Annotated in this window: 15 protein-coding genes; 2 read left to right on the top strand and 13 right to left on the bottom strand. The window is 47.0% G+C overall.

Features of this window, described 5'->3' with window-relative positions; genetic code table 11:
- Nucleotides 1-18 precede the first annotated feature (18 nt).
- From CGC65_RS23160 to CGC65_RS23220, 13 genes are all read right to left on the bottom strand, one after another.
- Complete coding sequence (locus tag CGC65_RS23160; RefSeq protein WP_002568705.1) at nt 19-1,620, bottom strand: sodium:solute symporter family transporter; 1,602 nt, start codon at nt 1,618-1,620, stop codon at nt 19-21.
- Nucleotides 1,621-1,690: 70 nt separating this feature from the next.
- Entirely contained in the window at nt 1,691-2,698 is a 1,008-nt protein-coding gene (locus CGC65_RS23165; RefSeq protein WP_002568706.1) for a nuclear transport factor 2 family protein, read from the bottom strand.
- Nucleotides 2,699-2,716: 18 nt separating this feature from the next.
- Nucleotides 2,717-4,012, bottom strand: a complete 1,296-nt coding sequence (locus CGC65_RS23170) for an MFS transporter (protein WP_002568707.1) — start codon at nt 4,010-4,012, stop codon at nt 2,717-2,719.
- Nucleotides 4,013-5,269: an ester cyclase gene (locus CGC65_RS23175; RefSeq protein WP_002568708.1), complete on the bottom strand. Its 1,257-nt coding sequence runs from the start codon at nt 5,267-5,269 to the stop codon at nt 4,013-4,015.
- A gap of 95 nt (nt 5,270-5,364) precedes the next feature.
- Complete coding sequence (locus CGC65_RS23180; RefSeq protein ID WP_002568709.1) at nt 5,365-6,396, bottom strand: LacI family DNA-binding transcriptional regulator; 1,032 nt, start codon at nt 6,394-6,396, stop codon at nt 5,365-5,367.
- A 379-nt stretch (nt 6,397-6,775) separates the two neighbouring features.
- Complete coding sequence (locus CGC65_RS23185) at nt 6,776-8,098, bottom strand: helix-turn-helix domain-containing protein (RefSeq protein ID WP_002568710.1); 1,323 nt, start codon at nt 8,096-8,098, stop codon at nt 6,776-6,778.
- A 132-nt stretch (nt 8,099-8,230) separates the two neighbouring features.
- Complete coding sequence (locus tag CGC65_RS23190; RefSeq protein ID WP_002568711.1) at nt 8,231-9,436, bottom strand: M20 metallopeptidase family protein; 1,206 nt, start codon at nt 9,434-9,436, stop codon at nt 8,231-8,233.
- A 29-nt stretch (nt 9,437-9,465) separates the two neighbouring features.
- Nucleotides 9,466-10,743 carry a M20 metallopeptidase family protein gene (locus CGC65_RS23195; protein ID WP_002568712.1) on the bottom strand — a complete coding sequence of 426 codons (1,278 nt, stop codon included), beginning with the start codon at nt 10,741-10,743 and terminating at the stop codon, nt 9,466-9,468.
- Between the two features lie 59 nt (nt 10,744-10,802).
- Nucleotides 10,803-12,092, bottom strand: a complete 1,290-nt coding sequence (locus tag CGC65_RS23200; RefSeq protein WP_002568713.1) for an MFS transporter — start codon at nt 12,090-12,092, stop codon at nt 10,803-10,805.
- 302 nt (nt 12,093-12,394) lie between these two features.
- Nucleotides 12,395-12,664, bottom strand: a complete 270-nt coding sequence (yajC, locus tag CGC65_RS23205; protein ID WP_002568714.1) for a preprotein translocase subunit YajC — start codon at nt 12,662-12,664, stop codon at nt 12,395-12,397.
- 30 nt (nt 12,665-12,694) lie between these two features.
- Complete coding sequence (locus CGC65_RS23210; protein WP_002568715.1) at nt 12,695-13,873, bottom strand: M20 metallopeptidase family protein; 1,179 nt, start codon at nt 13,871-13,873, stop codon at nt 12,695-12,697.
- 47 nt (nt 13,874-13,920) lie between these two features.
- Nucleotides 13,921-14,586, bottom strand: coding sequence for a hypothetical protein (locus CGC65_RS23215; protein WP_002568716.1), 666 nt, complete (start codon nt 14,584-14,586; stop codon nt 13,921-13,923).
- A 17-nt stretch (nt 14,587-14,603) separates the two neighbouring features.
- The gene (locus CGC65_RS23220; protein WP_002568717.1) at nt 14,604-15,323 is read right to left on the bottom strand and encodes a DUF5058 family protein; all 720 of its coding nucleotides are present in this window, start codon (nt 15,321-15,323) and stop codon (nt 14,604-14,606) included.
- 440 nt (nt 15,324-15,763) lie between these two features.
- Here CGC65_RS23220 and CGC65_RS23225 point away from each other — a divergent pair, with 440 nt between their 5' ends.
- Entirely contained in the window at nt 15,764-17,398 is a 1,635-nt protein-coding gene (locus CGC65_RS23225) for a PucR family transcriptional regulator (protein WP_002568718.1), read from the top strand.
- A 333-nt stretch (nt 17,399-17,731) separates the two neighbouring features.
- Nucleotides 17,732-19,204, top strand: a complete 1,473-nt coding sequence (locus CGC65_RS23230; RefSeq protein WP_002568719.1) for a GntR family transcriptional regulator — start codon at nt 17,732-17,734, stop codon at nt 19,202-19,204.
- Nucleotides 19,205-19,299 lie beyond the last annotated feature (95 nt).

Below are 19,299 nucleotides of genomic sequence, written 5' to 3' on the forward strand. Positions count from 1 at the left end.
GGCCGCCGGAGTATGCCCCTAAGCCCGCTGAAAGAAACAGATGACCGCCAGCTGAATCAAAAAGAAAACCAACAGGATCATACTGTATCTGTCAACTGCAAAGGGCATAAGGCTGATACCGTTTTCCTCGGTACGCCCCTGCTCCTTCAAACAGGCCATATGGCCGCGGATTGTATAACGCCGGGCCTGTTCTCCCGCCGGCTCTCCAAACAGGCAGCTGAATACATACCCTGCCAGAAAGGTCATCACCGTGCCAAAGGCAGAATTCCACATCCAGGTAAATCCGGCCAATGTTCCAAACAGCAATGTGATAATGAAACCAACTACAGCACCGCATACCGTTCCTTTGTCATTGGCCTTTTTCGTGAGCATGGCTAAAAGAAATATACCGCAGGTAGGGCCGCTTATATAGGATATATAGCTGCCGATAACCGCCAAAATAGATTTTGAAGTACCGGAAAAGGCCAGCATGGTGATGATATATACCAGGATTCCCCAGACGGCCGATACCATCATGGAGGTCTTTAAGGAGGCCTCCTTTTCTTTTTCTATATATCTCTCATATATATCCTTGGTGAATACCGTGGACATGGAATTCAGCAGGGAATCCACACTGGACATGGCTGCAGCAAACAAACTTGCCAGCAGCAGCCCCACCAGTCCTGCCGGCAGACCGCCGATGAAACGGATCATCACATCATTGGCATTTTCAAAGGCAGCCCCGCCAAACTGTATAAATAACAGCGCTCCCAGAAAAATGAACAGGAAATAGAGGACATTCATCATGATACCGCTCACCACAAACGAACGCTTTAATTCCCGTATGGATTTGGCCGTAAACATCCTTTGAACCTGGGCCTGGTCAAAGGAAAAATACCGTGACCACATAAACAGTCCCCCTACCAATGCCGCCCAAAATCCGTTCTCATTGGTCAGGGAGAACTGCCAGCTGGTGTCAATCGCCCTCAGCTTCCCTGCCTGTGCAGCCATGCGGACGGTTTCAAAAAATCCGATATCACTCTTTGAGAACAGGAAAACCATTCCGCCTATCAGGCCGCCCCATATTACCAATATCTGGATAGCATCCGTCCAGATAACTGCCTTGATTCCGCCGGCCATTGTGTAAACCACCGCAATCACCACAATGACCGGTATTATGATGTTTATGCTGACACCCATAAAACGCTGCAGGACCAGGGAAGGGACAAACACCATGGAGCTGACCTGAATCAGGGAGTTGAGGATGAAGCCCAGCACTGCCGCCATCCGTGTTTTAGGACCCAGCCGGAGTTCAATGTACTCATATACGGATGTCAATTTCAGATCGTACAGCATGGGCACAAATATAGTGGTGCTGATGAATAATGCCAATGGCACTGTCATGTTCTGCATGAACGGAAGCAGTCCGCTGTGATACCCCCATCCTGGGCCTCCCACAAAGCTGTTGCAGCTAATCATGGTGGCGGCAATGGACAGTCCGATTGGCAGCCATGGCAATGAACGCTTTGCAACAAAATAATCTTCCTGGGTTTTGTTGGTCTTGCCCATGATAAATCCTAACACAAGCATTCCCATAAGATAAATGAAAATGATTGCAGCATCTATGATTGTAAATGTCATTGTCATGCCTGCCTTTCTATTAAAATTTTTGTTTGGTCCGGTTCCGTATTACGGCCGAGCCGGCTTACAATCAGTCGTGGTTCAGAATCTGACGTGTCCTCTCAAAAATATCCAGTCCCTGCTGTTTCAGCCAGTACGGGAGGTCGATTAAAACCCAGTTTTCAGAAAGCTTGTCTCCCCTGCGGCAGTAAACATCCACCACCTGCATATCTCCTCTTCCTCCTCCGGGTAAGCCCAGAAATCCTCCGATGGGTGTATTGGTCAGGTTGGGCCAGCCGAAGAAGCATGCAAAGTTGCCTTCCGCAAACCGGCATACATGCCCGTTAAAGGTTTTGTCCTTTAAATGATTGCGGAACGGAAGCTGGTGCTGTTCCTGGTAGCGCGGAATGGTATAGGAAGCTCCGATTCCCCCCGGACCATACCAAATCATATCCGATGCCCAGGCCTTTTCCAAAACCTCAGGGGGACAGCCCATGGCCCCGCTCTTATTCAGCTCGTCCAGGTCGTCTACCATTTTATTCACCAGTGCAAGTGTTTTTATCCCTTCCTCTTCAGGAGCGTCTTCCAACAGAATTCCATCATGATACCTGGGGCCGGGGTAGATAAAATAATTTCCAGTGGAAGGCGGAAGTGGATTTTCGCCGGCCTGGATCATGAGTCCGATTAAATCCACGAACATACCGCTCTTGCATATCTTGCCATTCTCTACACAGCTGAATTCCGCATAACGGAGGCTGGCCATTTTCCTGGTATGGCGAATCCCCAGAAAATCCTGGTCGAATAGACCCATCAGATGTCCCATGCTCATAACCCATTCCTCACCGCTGATTTCATTTGTACCAGCGATAAAGATGTCCTGTCTCCTCTGCATATGGCGGAGAGCCTTTTTTAAAGGTATCCAGAATGACTCCGCCACAGCCTCCCTGCCGTTTTGCTCACGGAACGGGTATACCCCCTTCCAATTATAGTCCTCGGTCATATATTCCCGGAAAACCTGGAGCACCTGTTCCGGTTCAGCCTTTTCCAGTGCGTCAAAATATGACAATGCTACCTTTTTTGCTTCCTGATATTGTCCCATCTTACAACCTCCTGTGTGTTATTCATTATCTGCTGCTTTTTCGTTTTTCTGATAAGTTTCCGGCAGGAACATCCATATGACCGCGCCTGCCACAAATACTGCCATGGATACCATGAAGATCCCCTGCATCCCCGCAGCCGCGGATCCCAGGCCTGCAATTGCAGGAATGGCAAAGGTGGATATAATTCTTCCCCCGTTAAATGAGATTCCGGAGGACAGGGCGCTGAATTTCTGCGGGAACAACTCCGTATAATAGGCGCCCCAGGCACCGGAAAAGCCGACCGCAAACCCCAAAAATACCGATACCAGCTTGAGCTGGGTAATATTCCCGGCCCCCAGCCTCATAAAGAGGAATACAAACACAGCGCTGAGCGCCATCCCAATCAGAGGTTTTTTCCGCCCGAACCTGTCTGAAATGAATCCCCATATGTTGTAACCGATTAATTGCCCTATGCCCTGAAGGCTGTAAATGCCTCCTGCAACTGCCGCGCTCAGCCCCAGAGAGTTTCTAAGATATGTAGTGGCATTGTTGGAAAATGCCGAGTAGGCCGTAAAGTTAGCGCCGGAGAGCAGGATGACCCCCAGTCCAATCCACAGATACTTTCCCTTATACATATTTAAATAGCTGATTTTCTCATTCTGCTGTTTGGATACTTCATTTAACTGCCTGGTATTCTGGTAATCGTTGGGTACAAACAGGAAAATCATGACTGCCCCCACCGCCGGAGGTATGATGGCTGTATACATCAGCACCTGCCAGTTGGAGTCCCCCATAAACGAGTAGAGCTGACCCCCGAAAATCATGGCCAGGGAAAAGAGACTGGTCAGAACCGCAGCCAGCTTGCCGCGGTATTTCTGCGGAAACAGTTCCGTCACCAGAGGCATGGCGCAGCCGAATACTCCTCCCAGGGTACCGCCTGTAATCAGCCTGGACACCAGCCATACCTGATAGCTGCCGGGTGTCATCATGGGCAGGAATGTGGTCAGCGCAATCAGTGACGCCACCACAATCAATGTATACTTTTTTCCTATCTTTGCATTCAGTATGCCGAATACAATGGTTCCGGGAATGGTTCCGAAGGACATAACCGCAAATATGGTTTCCGACTGCTGTAACGTAAAACCGAACCCTCCTGAAGCTGCCTCTGCAATCATGGTGGGCTTTACAAAGGTTCCCACCATAAAATTGTAACAATAAAAAAAGTATACAATGACAATGGACAAGAATGCAAGACTCCTGCGGCCAGCCGACAGATTCTTTCCCAATATTATCTCGTTTTCTGCTTCAGACGTATTTAGTGCGATTGCAGACATTTATCTCTCTCCCTCCGTCATGTTATCTTCTGTTTTTGCATAGCTGTCCTCTGTTTCCATATAAATCTGTTTCAGTACATCCAGGCCGTCAAATGTAACCCATTCTTCCTGAATCTGATTTCCCGCAATACGGTAATGATTAATTCCTAATATATCCACCGGCTTCATGGACGGCGCCCCAAACATGCCGCGGCCTTCATGCAGTCCGCGCAGCCTCCATCTGACAGCCACATCCCATTCATCATCCCCGGCCCGCCTGTTGCAGGTAACACGGTCCACGCTGTGATGCGCATTGGGGAAGGATGCCAGGAGACTGATGACCATTCCCTGAATCTCCTCATATCCCACCAGGTCTTTTCCGCATATATAGTGGACCACTGCATCCGGCGCATAATAGGCCTTAACCTGGTTAATCATCTTATAGTTAAACACCTGGCTGTGCATTTCCAGCATCATTTCTCCGACGCTGTCATCAGCGGCCTTATATTTCTCAGGGAAAAACTGCCCCTGCATGGATTCGCCCAGTCCAAACCGGGACTGCAGAGCAGGAGTCTTCCCCTTTGCCCCTCTGGCCATATTCCTGGCAACTTCATGGACATCCAATCCCAGCTGCTTTACCAGCCACAGATTGTCCCTTACCAGCCATTCCTCGTAAATACGGTTGTTCTCAATGGCGCAGTCAATGACAGTGCGGAAGTTAACCTTTTTCCCTGTGGCCTTTCCAAAATCACTGTCCCCAAGATTAGTGGCCGTGGACAGGACCCTGTGGGAGGAAAGATATCCCTTTGTATCATGCTTTGACCAGATAACCTGTTCCCCTATCAGACGGCGGTCCGGAAATGAATGCAGGGTCATCAGCGTATTTGCAACCACATCCTTGATTCCCACCAGATTAGAGGAAGCACAATGCATGGTCACATCGTTATGGTACGTGTCATAAATGACCCCAATTCCTTTTTCTTCCCATATTCTGTGGGTTATCTTAAGCACATAGTCCACAATGTCGCGGTATTCCTCATCAAACCCCGGTAGCTGCTGCTTTGAGCCAGCCAGTTCCAGATAGTCATTGTAATCCGCGTGTCTGACCGGGTTCACCTCCTCCGTCTCACCGTAGTAAATCTTACCGCTGCTTTTTGGCTTTTCCTTCATTTTCGTTCCCTTCTCCTCTCCTTTTTTCATATCTGTCTTACCCGGAATCACCGGGTCCGGAATACCTGTTTTTTCATATGTACCCGGTTCCTTTTCCTGCATAATCATAACGTCCTCCTTCTTTTTTCAAACGTTTGAAATTTTGGATTAAAACAAAGCCTTTTACAAGGCTAAGTGTGAAAACATAGAAACCATAAAACATCCTATTTTACAGGACCGGCCTGTGCCGCGTCCCGTACGGATCCCCGTGTGATTAAACGCGGGTAAATTTTCCGCGGATTCAGATCTTCCCTTCCCTCAATGCGGCAGACAAGGGAATTAACCGCATTGGTAATCACTTCTTCCCTGGGATCTGCAATGGTGTCCAGCGGAATGTCCAGATAATGAATCAGTTCAATATCATTATATCCCACGATTGACAGGTCCTCCGGAACATCCATCCCATAGTACTTCTTTAACTGCTGTACAATGGACAAGGCCGGAAGGTCCTGCTGGGAAAAGATACCCGTAAATTTGCGTATATATTCAATATTCTGTCTTACAAACTCCTTCTGGGATTCAAAATCCATGCGGGCTGTCAATACCGCCGGCTCTGCGCCGTATTCCGCCATGGCTTCCATGTATCCGGCCGTGCGGTCATCATACATCTTCAGTTCCGGGTCATTGGAACGGATGGTCAGGATTTTCCTGTGTCCATGCTCCAGAAGGTGCTTTGTGGCCCAGTATCCCCCCTTCCTGTTGTCATCCCAAAAGAAATGATCCGGTATATCTGCGGAAAAGGAAGGTTTAAAATATACATATACATATGGAATGCCGGCATCACCCAGGAATTTATACTCGGCCTCTGTCAGGGTTTTGGAAAAAATAACAAGGCCGTCCACCATCTTCCCATTGACCATTCTGAGTATATTACTCTGGGAATGTATGTTTTTGTTGGGCTGTATCAAAAAATCATATCCGCAGTTTTCAACTGCTCTGGTAGAGTAGGTCTCAATCTCATTGAAAAACCAGCGGTAATCAGGCGCATTAAAGTTATCTGAAAATATAATGCCGATACGGTTTGTTTTTTTTGTCACCAGACTGCGGGCATTGGCATTAAAGGTAAATCCCAGGCGCTCCGCCTCTTCTATGACACGTTTTTTTGTTTTCTCCGCGACCCTGGGGTCGTTATTCAAGGACAAAGAGACAGTGGAATAGCTGACATTTAAATTTTTAGCAATATCTTTGATGGTCATACAGGTCTCTCTCCTTCTGGATTTCTTACTGAAAGTATAATTTAAAACGTTTGAAATGTCAATAGACAGTTCTACCTTAACTATATTTTGTACTTTTTCCACAAACTGTATTGTGTGTTTTATACAATCTATCCTGTTTTTTATTTTTCTTTTCCACAGACACGCTATGTTTCCCGAAAAGGATACACTTCACAGATACTTCTGCACCTCCTCACAGGCCGCCACATGTACAAGGCAGTCCCGGTACCTGTGCTGGAGATTGTGGATACCGGATCCTTCCTTCTTTGCAAGGGGTGCCGCTGCATTATATCCTGACAAACTCAGTTCGGCAATATACGTTTTTTAGTGAAAACGCTTGGTCAGCAGCATATTCCGATACCTATATATCAATCCGGTATATACGGGTGGGCCTTCCCTTTGTCCCTGTGGATTTCATCCCTGTCTGTACCGCATATCCTGCCGTAGTCAGCCTCTCTATGATATGGTTTGTATGGCGGATCTTTACATTGAGACGCTCGGCAAGCTCGGCCGCCGTAATTTCGTTATTCCCGCGGATCCCAAGGATGGTCTTGATTTTGCGGACCGTCCCCGGAGCAAGCATTGCCTTCCCGGCAATTTCCATCAAATCCTCGTCAAGGGGCACCTGTTTAAGCGGCTCTGTCTCGGGCATGAGCGGACCCACAAGAGAATCCTCCACCACAGCATAAACCGCTTTGCGGTAAACGCCCTCGCGGAGCGCCTCAAGGGCACTGCTTTTTGCCGTGGACAGCTCCGGCGCAACCCCATAAGCAACATAGGTACAAAAGCGCAGCCGCCTCTGCAGGTAGTGACTCAACCCGCAATGCCTGAAATTACCGGTCATACGGCTGACGGTTTTCAGGTTCGTAAAAAGGAACAGGCCGTTTGTGGTCTTCTGTATCTGGAAATCAGCAAGGGTCTCCTTCTTATAGTCCAGAACCGCCTGCTGGAGCAGAAGCTCTTCCTCCTCGTCTGCTTCCACCAGCCCTTTCACGGATTCCCTGGCCACCACCACCGCGGCCGCCATATAATCTGCGCTTTTTTGGGCAGTAATCTGCCTGAGGAGCCCGTGAACCGTGCGGAGCAGCTGCTTCTCTGACGGATACAGGAAGGTATGGGGAATGCCGCAGGCCATGAGCTTTGGCTGGACTGAGGAATTCCTGGATATCACATACGTTATCTCCCCTGCCTCCCAGCGTCTCTTAATCTGGGCAAAAAGCCTGTCCCCCAGTCCCTCAATCTCCTTAAGGGAGATATTTTTCCAATAATCCATGGTTTTCTGTCTTGCTGCATCCATATCCTTAATATCAAGCAAGGCCCTGCAGTTGTGCTTCTCATTCACCTGCAGATAGATATCCACCACCACCTTAGTGAGGTCAAGGCTTCTGTCCCTGTCCAAAAGGTCCAGAAGCGCATGGTATATCTCTTCAAGCTCAGTATCGAACGCAGCCACCGGCTTGTCATCCTCCGGGAAATAACGCTGTATGGCTGTCTGCACCACAAGTCCGCTCAAAAGAAATCCGTCATACTTGTCCCTGAGCTTGGGGTAAAGCTCAGGGAGCATGGAGAGATGCCCGTAATCATAGAGATCAAGCTTTACTCCCGCTGCCTGGCCTGTGGACTCAAGCTTGTCTGAGAGATATGGAATCAGGCCAGGGGCTGCCAAAATCGCAAGTTTCATCATGTTTAATCACCACGCAGTTCCTTTCAAATGATTCTGTCCATTTTTTTATAGCATACGGCCAGGCAAATAGCAAGCAAAAAAGCCAGGTACATGAATCCCCTGACTCTTCTTTGACGAAACAGGACTTGCCGTTCACCCTGATATGGCTGGATTCACCTCTCTTTCCAACAGCCGCAGGGCCAGCCTGGTCTGCATTTCAACCCCCAGCTTGAGACAGGTTTCATCCATATCAAAGTCCTGGCTGTGAAGGGGCGCCGTGATCTTTTTCCTTCTGCTGGCGCAGCCCAGATGATAAAAGACACCCTTGGCCTTGTCCAGGAAAAATGAAAAGTCCTCCACCCCCATGCTGGGACACTTCTTCCAGTGGATATGTTCCTCTCCAATGATGTCAGAAGCTGTTTCCACCAGCACATCCACCACCTGATCCGTGTTGATAAGGGCGGCATATCCCGGGGTCACCGTGACTTCGCCGTTTCCTCCCATTGCCTGGCAGGTGCACTTTACCATGCGGGTCATGGTGTCAATGATATTCTGCCTCACCATCCGGTCTGTGGTTCTAAGGGTGCCGGTCATCTCCACTTCCCCTGCAACAATGTTGCCGGCAGTCCCGCCGCATATGGTCCCTATTGTGAGCACCCCATTGTCCAGCGGGGAAATACAGCGGCTCACCAGAACCTGCAGGCTGTTTATGACAGCAGCAGCCATGACAATGGCATCCACCCCTGTATCCGGATAAGCCCCATGACAGCTTTTTCCACGAAGTTTTATGTGTATATGGTCAGAAGAGGCATTTAAATCACCGTAGCGGATTTCAATTTCGCCTGACTCATGGGTTGGCATCACATGCAGGCCTATGACATAATCCACATGAGGTTCTTCCATACAGCCAGCCTCCACCATGGGAAGTGCGCCTCCTGTAGTCTCCTCTGCGGGCTGGAAAAAGAACTTCACACACCCGGACCACTCTGCCTTACATTCCCTCAGGATGCGGGCCGCACCCAGAGCTATGGACACATGGGCATCATGGCCGCAGGCATGCATAAAGCCGGGATTCATGGAGCCGTACGGGCAGGCCGGATTCTCCGTCAGCGGCAGGGCATCCATGTCAGCCCGCAGGGCCACCGTGTTTCCCCTGCCCGGTCTGCTGCCCTGAATCATGGCTGCAATCCCCGTGCCTGCTACAGGATATTCGTAGGAAATCCCCCATCCGTCCAGCCGTTCGCGGATACGGGCACTGGTCCATTTTTCTTCAAACCCAGGTTCAGGATGGCGGTGGAAATCCCTGCGGATCTCCACCAGCTCCGGGTATATTTCTTCTATACGCTGTTTTATATCCATACAATCAACCTTTCAAAGGACATCCACCATCAATTTCCGGCCATCTCATAAAGAGTCTCTTCTGCCTGCCGGATACAGTCCGATACCGTTCCTGCCGCTGCATTTTCCAGCAGCCAATCCATTGCCGCCTTAGTATAAGCAGCCGCGCCCCGGTAAAGATAGGCATCATTAAACTGTACCTTGGGATTATGACATCCCCACTTGCGTCCCTGACGGCTGTCCCCAAGGAATATCCAGCCAAAGCCGGAAGGAACCTTTTCGGCGATATAGGAAAAATCCTCGGCACTTGTGCTTTTGCTGTAAGCTCCCCCCCATGCAGTGCGCATATCCCAGGCCTCGTCCCCAAACATCTCCTTCATGGAACAGAGAAAGGACTTGTGCACGTTGCTGTCCACCACAAGGGGCGGACAGGCAGTGCCGAAGGTAACCTCTGCCGTCACACCTTTGGCCTTCCCCACATATTCCACCAGGGTTACAAGGTCCTTTCTCAGCCGTTCTCCAACCTGCTTGCTGAATGTACGTATGGTCCCCTGCATAATAGCTGTTTCCGGTATGATATTGGCGCTGTCCCCTGCACTCATTTTCCCCACCGTCATGGTACAGCTGTCAAAGGGCGACCGGTGCTCCGCCACGATTTCATGGATTCCCTGGTAGATTGCGCACATGGCTCCAAGGGGATTATGCGTCCAGTCAGGGGCTGCACCATGACCGCCCACCCCCTTTATATGGATTTCAAACCGTCCGGAGGAGGCGTACACCGCGCCCGGCCCAAAGACACCCACGGTCCCTTCCTTTACAGGGCTGCCTGCAATATCATGAAACATGAGCGCGGCATCCACATGGGGATTTTCAAGGATTCCTGCCTCTATCATGGCCTTAGCCCCTTCAAGTGTCTCCTCCCCCGGCTGAAACAGTATTTTTACCGTCCCTTCAATCTCATCTTCATGGCGTTTCAAAAGCTTTGCAGCGCCTAACAGCATAGCGGTATGGTTGTCATGTCCGCATGTGTGCATGCGTCCCTTTATCCGCGAAGCATACGGCACACCGGATTCCTCCTCTATGGGAAGGGCGTCCATATCCGCGCGGATGAGAAATACCTTGCCCGGCTTTTTACCTCCTGCCAGCACGGCAACACCCGATTCCCCATACTCAAGGGGCTGGTAACCGAAATCCGAGAGGGCCTTCATCACATAGGCTTTTGTACCCGGAAGGGAAAGCCCCAGCTCCGGATTCGCATGCAGATATCTTCTGTATGCAACAAGCTCGTCGTTTAATTGGCATGCTTCCTCAAGATAATTGTAGTTCATTTTAGTCTCTCCCATATCATTTTAAGGTTTATATTCACTCAGTGCCGGCGCCTTGCCAGTCAGACGGTTGCCTCCTTCATGGAAACCGGAAGCTTTGCCCGTTTGCGGTTTGCAATCACTATGCTTATAAAAATCATCGGAATGGCAATCAGCGCAGCTGTGGACACCACCATCCACGCGCCGGAATACCCGCCGGTCTTATCGAAAACATAGGCGGAAAACATATTTCCGATAGGTGTTCCGAATGCCGTGATGCTCTGGATTGTGCCAAGGTAACGGCCGTAGTCCTTATCTCCGAATACCGTAGAAACAATGAGTGGCGTGACAATCGTTCCCACAGAACCGCCGATACAAAAGAACATGAGGTACAGATAAATAAAGTTTGTACTGTATATGGATAAAAACAGCATGAGCAAACAGCAGAAATAGGATGTCATGCCCAGTAAAAGACCTTTCTTCACACCAATCTTATCACAAAGTGAGCCCAGCACGATCTTTCCTATGGTAAGGGAACCAATGGCGATTCCGGAAATGCTGGCTGCCTTTACTGCATTACCATTAAAAAGGTCTGTAAGATATGGGGTGCGGTGGTTGGTTACGGACGCATTGCAAATTTGAATCAGCATGATTCCCATCACAACCGTGAAGAATACAATGCTCTTGATTCCCTCCTTGTAGGGTACGCCGGTCAGCACGGTTTTCCCGGCGCTTGCACCGGAGCCTGTACTTTCCTTTTCTCCCAGCCGTTCCGTATATCCCTTTTCCTGGGGACGCTCCACAACCGTGAAATAGATAAGGGGCAGCATAACCACAAGCAGCATGACTCCTTCAAATATGTACGTCTTTCTCCAGCCGTAATTCTCACAGAGATAACTCAGCAACGGCGACATGAGCATGCTTCCCACTCCGGAGCCTGCCAGGGCAAGACTGATGGCAATGCCCTTTTTCTTAGGCCCGAACCACCGGTTGATAAGGATTGGTACTGACATGATGGTGGCCGCGCACCATGTAGCGCTGGAGTAAACAGACAGAACATAATACTGGCGGATATCCGTAAACATCAGCGGAATGAAAAATGTGGATGCGACTCCGGCTGTGGAAATCAGCATGATGCGCTTTAGGCCGAATCTCTGGATCAGACGTCCGCTCATATAACAGCTGATCAATGAACCAATACAGGTAAAGATTGACTTTGATGACCAGAGTGACCGGCTGAAGCCTTGCTCCTGCGTGATTGAAATTGTAAAGACGGATCCGGTGGATGTGGTGGAATAAACCAGCGCATAGATAATCGCACTGACCATGACCATGTACCAACCATAGTAACGTTTTTCTTTAACAGCGTCCATGTGAATAGTTCCCCCTATTTTTTAATTTTGGTGTATTTTTAGCGTGTGCCTTAATATTAGGTTACCATCACACCATATTAATGTCAAACGATTTTTGTGCCTTATATACACATTTGTGATATTTATATAAATAAAGTGATTTATTTTGTGGATTCTGTCCATGGAAAAAGTATATCACAGCAGAGTTTTGGCTTATATTCAAGATACTTACAGACGGGATTAAAATAATTGCGGTAAAGCAGGGGAATAAACGGGACAATTAAAGGCGGAACACTTAACCAAATGTTCCGCCTTCCAATCACTTATTTATCTATCTTCTGATTGACTGCATACAGCACAATCCTCATGGTCACTTCCTTCTCCTCATCAATAACCAGAGTGAGGTAATCCCCTTCTTTTTTTACCACCCTTCCAACTACCCCTCCGATGGTGATGACCATATCCCCTGCAGCAATGGAATCATGCATCTCTTGCATCTTCCTGTGCTTTTTCTTATTAGGTATATATACAAAAACATACATTGCCATTATGACAATGACACCATATGCAAGAAACAATAACCCTGGTGACATATCTTAAAAGTCCTTTCTGAGCCGTATTTATTACATTTTGAAAAACCTTTCGACTATACGCACAAATATGGCGGAGCCAATCCAGAATACGTCCTCGTCCACATTAAAAAGCGGATTGTGGTGCGGTACATCCGTGTGTTTCTCCGGATTGGATGAGCTTAAGAACATGAATGCTCCCGGCGCTTTCTCCAGATAATATGCAAAATCCTCTCCGCCCATATTTGGCGCATCCAGATGGTCAATGACCATATCATCTCCCACCACGTCCCTGGCACAGTCCGCTGCCAGTTTAGCCATACCGGCATCATTGATAACAGGAGGCGCACCCCAGATCATTTCGTACTCAGCTTCCCCTCTGAAGGCTTTCGCAGTTGCCTCTGCAATCTCGCCAATCCTCTTAGCCAGCTCCTGGCGTACATCTTCCTCCAAAGCCCGGATAGTACCTTCAATCAGAACCTCCGACGGGATAACATTATAGGCGAAACCTGCTTTCACATGGCCGATAGTGAGTACGGAAGGCTTAACTGCCGGGATCTCACGGGCAATGATCTCCTGGAGATTGATGATGATATGGGCTGCAATGTTCACCGGGTCCACGCCTTTTTCCGGAGTGGAGCCGTGGCAGCCGATTCCTTTTACTTTTATCACAAATTTATCAAAGGAAGCCATACAGCAGCCTGGTACGGAAATCACGGTTCCTGCCTTGATGTCCTTGGAAATAATCGTTCCGATATGGGTTCCGAACACAGCATCAACGCCATCCATAGCGCCCTCTGCACAAAGCCTCTGGGCTCCTCTGGAACCTTCTTCATCGGTCTGGAAGAGCAGCCTTACCGTGCCTGGGATCTGATCTTTATGTTCACTTAAAATTTTAGCCGCCCCCAGCAGCATGGTCATATGCGTATCATGTCCGCAGGCATGCATACATCCTTCATGTCTGGATATGTAGTCCACCTCATTGGCTTCCTGTATCGGAAGGGCATCCATATCTGCACGGAGCACAATGGTCTTTCCCTCTTTTTCTCCCTTAATGGTAGCAATGAGGCCGCTGTCCGTCTTATTCTCCACAAAAGGAATCCCCAGTTCCTTAAGCTTTTCTTCCACATACGCCCTGGTCTTGGGCAGTTCTCCGCCCAGCTCCGGAATCTGATGAAGCTCCCTGCGCATTCTGACCAGCTCTTCCTGTAATTCTTTACATTTCTCCCACATGATAATATATTACTCCTTTCCTGAAATTAGATTGCCGCAACCCATGATTATTTGACAAGTCCCTTTTTATAGAATACTCTTGCGATTAACAAGGTACCAAATACAGTGCACACAATGACTGCTGCTGCCGGAAGCCCGGTGGTCATTTTCAGAATTACGGGTATTGCCAATGCAAATACTGCCACCTTTGGATATTTAACCGCAAAATTCCCGAAAGTCGCTCCAAAAATTGCGGAACTGGCATATTTCGTAAGACCTACCACTATGAACTCAGGAAGCACAGATAAAACCGCTCCGCCTACAATAACTGCAGAAGTGGTGCCTATCAGGTTTGTAATGATAGAACCGCAGATTGCCATGGTAGAAACCACCTCTGCCTGGATTGTACCTGGTGTGGAATGTGTAACATCCAGGGCCAGAGCCGCGCAGGGAACCCTCATATTGCCGATATTTCCTGACAGGAAGCTAAGGTAGGTTCCGGTCATACCAAGAGCGGCATAGTAGGAAACCGGCTCCACAAAATAAAATGCTCCAAAGGAAGCAGCAACCATGCCCCATGCAGTAAGGACCGTGCTGATTGGCGGCCAGCAATCATAAGTGGTGCAAAGCCAGATTACCGGAATGAATGAGGTCAGGGCAGCCAGGATGTTCGTAGGTGAGCCAATAACAATACTGCTTTTTTTCCATTGTTTCATGATTTCATTATCACTCATTTATCTTCCCTCCTGGTCTATTTGAGTAACTGATCATATCCCAATGCGAATATCATGCCAATGATCATGGCGATACCCAGGGAATATTCCATCAATTTAGGATATTTTTTACATACGGTTTTCACAAGCAGGACCATTGAAACAGCACCTGTCAAAACTGCCAGTGTATTTCCCATCCCTTTTAAGATTTCACCTGCGTTCAGATAACCAAAAATACCAAGGGAGCACGCACCGCTAAGCACAACCAGCCATTTCATATCTCCACCGGATACCTTATTGCGCAGCGTCTCTAAAGACGGAGTGGCAACACCGGTGAAGAGAAGCCAGCCTGCACCGTTTAAGGCCATGGTAAACCATGAAACCGCAAGACAGATCAGAGTATACTGCTCTGTGCCCAGAGTAACTCCACATGCTTCTGCACCAATATTGGCTGCTGAAAGCTCTGTGGCAGCAGCGCCGATGATGGAAAGACGGAGCCATGCCATGGGGCCTCCGATGGAAGCCATAAGTCCAACCATTACGATAAACACACCCAAAGCAGGACCTATAGCGGATATCAGTCCCACGCGGAAAGCTTCCTTGGGAATCTTCGGATCCAGACCTGCCGCCCTGGTAGTCTTGCTGCACTGTCTCATGTAAAGCACTGTCTGTATAGCAGATATGACAACCGTAACGCCGCATAAGAGCCACAGAATAGGTGAATTGGAAACCTGTTGGACTTGCTCAATATTACTCATTTCGCAACCTCCTTGCATAATGATGGTATAGTCAATTGGACTACACGATTAACGAGTTACTATAAATCTTATAAACATACACCCCCCCCCCCGTCAGCTGTTAATTTACATCAGCCAGTGATGTATTAAATTTTGTTTGAATTTAACAGATTTAGAATCATATCTGTATATTCAGCAGGATCATAGCTATTTCCGACTCTTTCATTTGCGAAAATTTCACCAACAACTACTTATAATCGCGGAAACAAACTGCCTTTTTTCTGTTAATCCCAGCTTTTTTCTGCAAATTTATATATTCTTCTATATATTATCATTATTTTTTTGCACAGTCCTGGTCAAAGTGCACATTTTTTTCATTTAAATTCAAAAAACTGCACATTGCTTAATAATATGACAGCTGATATAATTACATCTAATTGTTTTAGAAAGGATGGAACACCATGGTTACAGTTGCAGATTTTACATCAGACCTTGAACAAATCCGTTGTGTTGCCGGATTTTGCGGGACAAACAGAGAAGTTACCTCGTTCACCATAATCGACACACCTGAGATTCTGGACTGGCTGCATGGAGGAGAATTTGTTGTGGATTCCGGATATATCACCAGTCATAATCCATCCATGCTGAAAGGTTTTATCGCTTCCCTTAAGGAAAAAGGCTGCGCTGCGCTTGGTGTAAAACTACACCGCTATCACAACGAGATTCCCGGCATCATACTTGACGACGGAAACAAACTGGATTTTCCCATATACGAAATGCCATATAATCTTTACTTTTGTGATTTTGCTTCTATGATTTATAAACGTATATTTGAGGAGCAGCTAGATGATATGTACCATGTTTCCATTGCATACAAGGATATTGTCAATTCATTCAGCAAGTATAAGGTACCGGAGAGAATGCTGTCTGAATTAAGCCTGGTGCTTAGAAATCCTGTTTTCCTGATAAATTCTCAGTTTGAGCTGATAGAATATTCCTATGGTCCAAGTGATGATTTTTCTTTGCAGAACCTCCTTCACAAAGAAGTTTTGATGGAGCTGGATAAAAATATACAGAATACTCTTCTGAAAAGGCATCAGCAGCAGCCATACCAATTCCACCAATTCTCTATCAGCAGCCCAAAAGGTGAAATAAACTGTATTCTATTATCATCGGGAAACATTGACGGAGATACAACGTTCTTAATTATTCCGGAGATAAACAAACTGGAAGACTGGCATTACAGGGTTGTAAAGGACATATCGGCCTTATTTCAATTAACAGCTAATAATAAAGTAAACACCCAGGATTTTGCGGCCTCCGTAATCATGGCGCAGTCAAATTCAAACGAAACGATTCTTCGCTATTGCAAGATGTACAATTTTGATTACTCCAAACACCGTATTTGTTTATCCATAGAATTTGACAGTGAGGTACCCACCACATCCACACGTAAATATATAACCAGAGAAATCTTCTCGTCCATAACCACCTGGATCATGAACACCTATGGATGCAACGTTTTTTTCCTAAAAACTCACACCCATTATGTTCTGTATCTGCTCTTTTCTGATGTCATATCACAGGAAACAGCAGAATACCAGGCTTCGGAAGCAGCAAAAAAAATCTGGCATATTTTTAATCACAATAATATTTCCACATATATTGGTGTCAGCTTGTATTCCTCTGATCTACAGCAGATCTCAAAGGCGTTTTTTCAGGCTATCGACGCAATGAAATTGGGCAGAAAACTCTATCCGGAAGAAAATGTGTTTTTATTCCGCACCATTCAGGTTTATCAATGGCTCTCGACCATGCCCCAGGAAAGTCTGGAGGAAATGTACAGAGATACCATAGAGCCCTTAAGCAAGGCCGGTAATTCCGATGTCAATTATGTCCATATATTGAGAACATATATCGGGAATCATTATAACATCAGCAAAACTGCGTCTTATCTGCATATCCATCGCAATACCTTGATGAATTATCTGACCAGAATTCAGGAAATGCTGCCTTACAATATCGGGCTGCCAGAAAATATGCTGAAGCTGCAAATAGGCATACATGCAATGTATTTATTGGACAGAAATATATAGCTATATACTATCCTTTAGATTATCCGCCTGCTCTTGGCATGCGGCTGTATTTACTGTTATAAATATAAAAGGGGGAGTGAAAAGGGGCTGTCCTGAAAACGTAAATCAGAGATAACCTATAAAGAAACACCCAAAAGGGAATCCATCTCCCAGAGCCACGGCATCTATGCAAGCCGGGTTTAGCATATGAATGTTAGGAAATCAAGTTGAAGAGACACGAAAGAGCTGATATAATGAAGTTGATTTAAGAAAAGCAGCTATTAATAAAAAATCTCTGCATTTTTTCTCTGCTTCTTAATAAGGAGAACGTTTCCATGAAAGGAGGCCAAACCCATGAGCCATGATCAACAGCTATATCAGTATCTGTATCAGACCATTACCACACAGATATGTAACGGTACTTTTATTTATGGACAGGAGTTTCCTTCACAGCGGGAAATCTGCCAGCGATACAACGCGGGGATAACTACGGTTCGCAAAGTGATGAAGCTCCTTGCTGAAGAAGGATATATCCGCACAGCGCAGGGACAGCCGTCTGTAGTAACTTATCGTACCTCAAAGGAAGCCCATGCCGAATTTCTGGTTCAGAACCGTGAGGAAATTGCCGACGCATATAAGGGATTGGGGGTGCTGATGCCAATCCTCTATCGTGAGGGCGCCAAACGGTGTAACGAGTCAGATTTGTATTGGTTGGATAAGATTTTGAATCATATATCAGAACAGATGGAACTGCCAGATCACTATCAGCTGGCCAATGCCTTTTTTACAGCATTGCTCCGTCCATTAAAAAATCAGTTAATCATCGATCTGGAGTTTGACAGTGAAAACTATCTTCACGTCCCATTCGTACCAATTCCCGGCATAGATAATCCTTTTGCTACGACTTTTGAAAGAACAAAAACTTGGTTCAGCAAAGCTATCATTCAAATTAAACAGAAACAGTTTGATGACTTTTATGCCGATGCGTCAAAATTATACCGCGATTCAGGAGAAAGGGTTGACAATTACTTATATGCTTTGGGCAAATATACCGAAAGCAATTCAAATAAGAATGAGGACATCCGCTGGTTCAGAATAAAAGGACATTCCGAGCTATATTCCCGGCTGGCGATGACCATTGTACGCAGGATTATTGCCGGGGAGTTTGACAACGAACCGTATTTACCCTCTATACCAAAGCTGATGGAAGAATACAACATAACAAAAAATACTGCAAGACGGGCGGTTAGCCTGCTCAATTCACTGGGGATCGCACAGACAATTGATAAAAAGGGGAGTATAATTACGCCGGAAGGATATACTTCGTTTAAAAGTGAGCTGGATCTGGCGGAGCCGGTGATACAGGAACGGCTATCCTTTTTCCTGGAAGCCCTTCAAATTGTAGCTCTCACTGCACGCTGCTGTGCATCATCCATTTCCTTTATTCCGGATTACCTGGGCCAGTCCGTGGAAAGCAGGCTTCGCACAGCATCGGATAACAGAATCACCCCCTTGTCTTTTCAGTTGCTTATGAATGCCTTCATCCAGCTCCTGCCATACCAATCCCTTAAAAATATTTTTCGGCAGCTAGACGACCTGCTGATATGGGGACACTATATGCAGGCAATTGACAAGTCGTATTATCCTGATTACAGTGAAATCGCGCTCGCAATGGAAGCTGTTATCACTGCCTTGAAAACCCAAAGGAGCGACGCATTACCAGATGCGTTTAGTAATGCGTTTGCGTTGATCTATCAAGATGTTTGTATGGTCTTATCAAAACTCCCCTCCGGTTCCATCTTTAATACGTTGAAGGATCCGGAATGAATTATAATACTGCAAAAAGTAAAGCAGGTGCTTCATAAGTAAAAAATGCCAATATAAAAATGAATATCTTCACTGTTTTCTGTATGTACCTCAGA

The organism is Enterocloster bolteae, from assembly GCF_002234575.2.
Lineage (GTDB): Bacteria > Bacillota > Clostridia > Lachnospirales > Lachnospiraceae > Enterocloster > Enterocloster bolteae.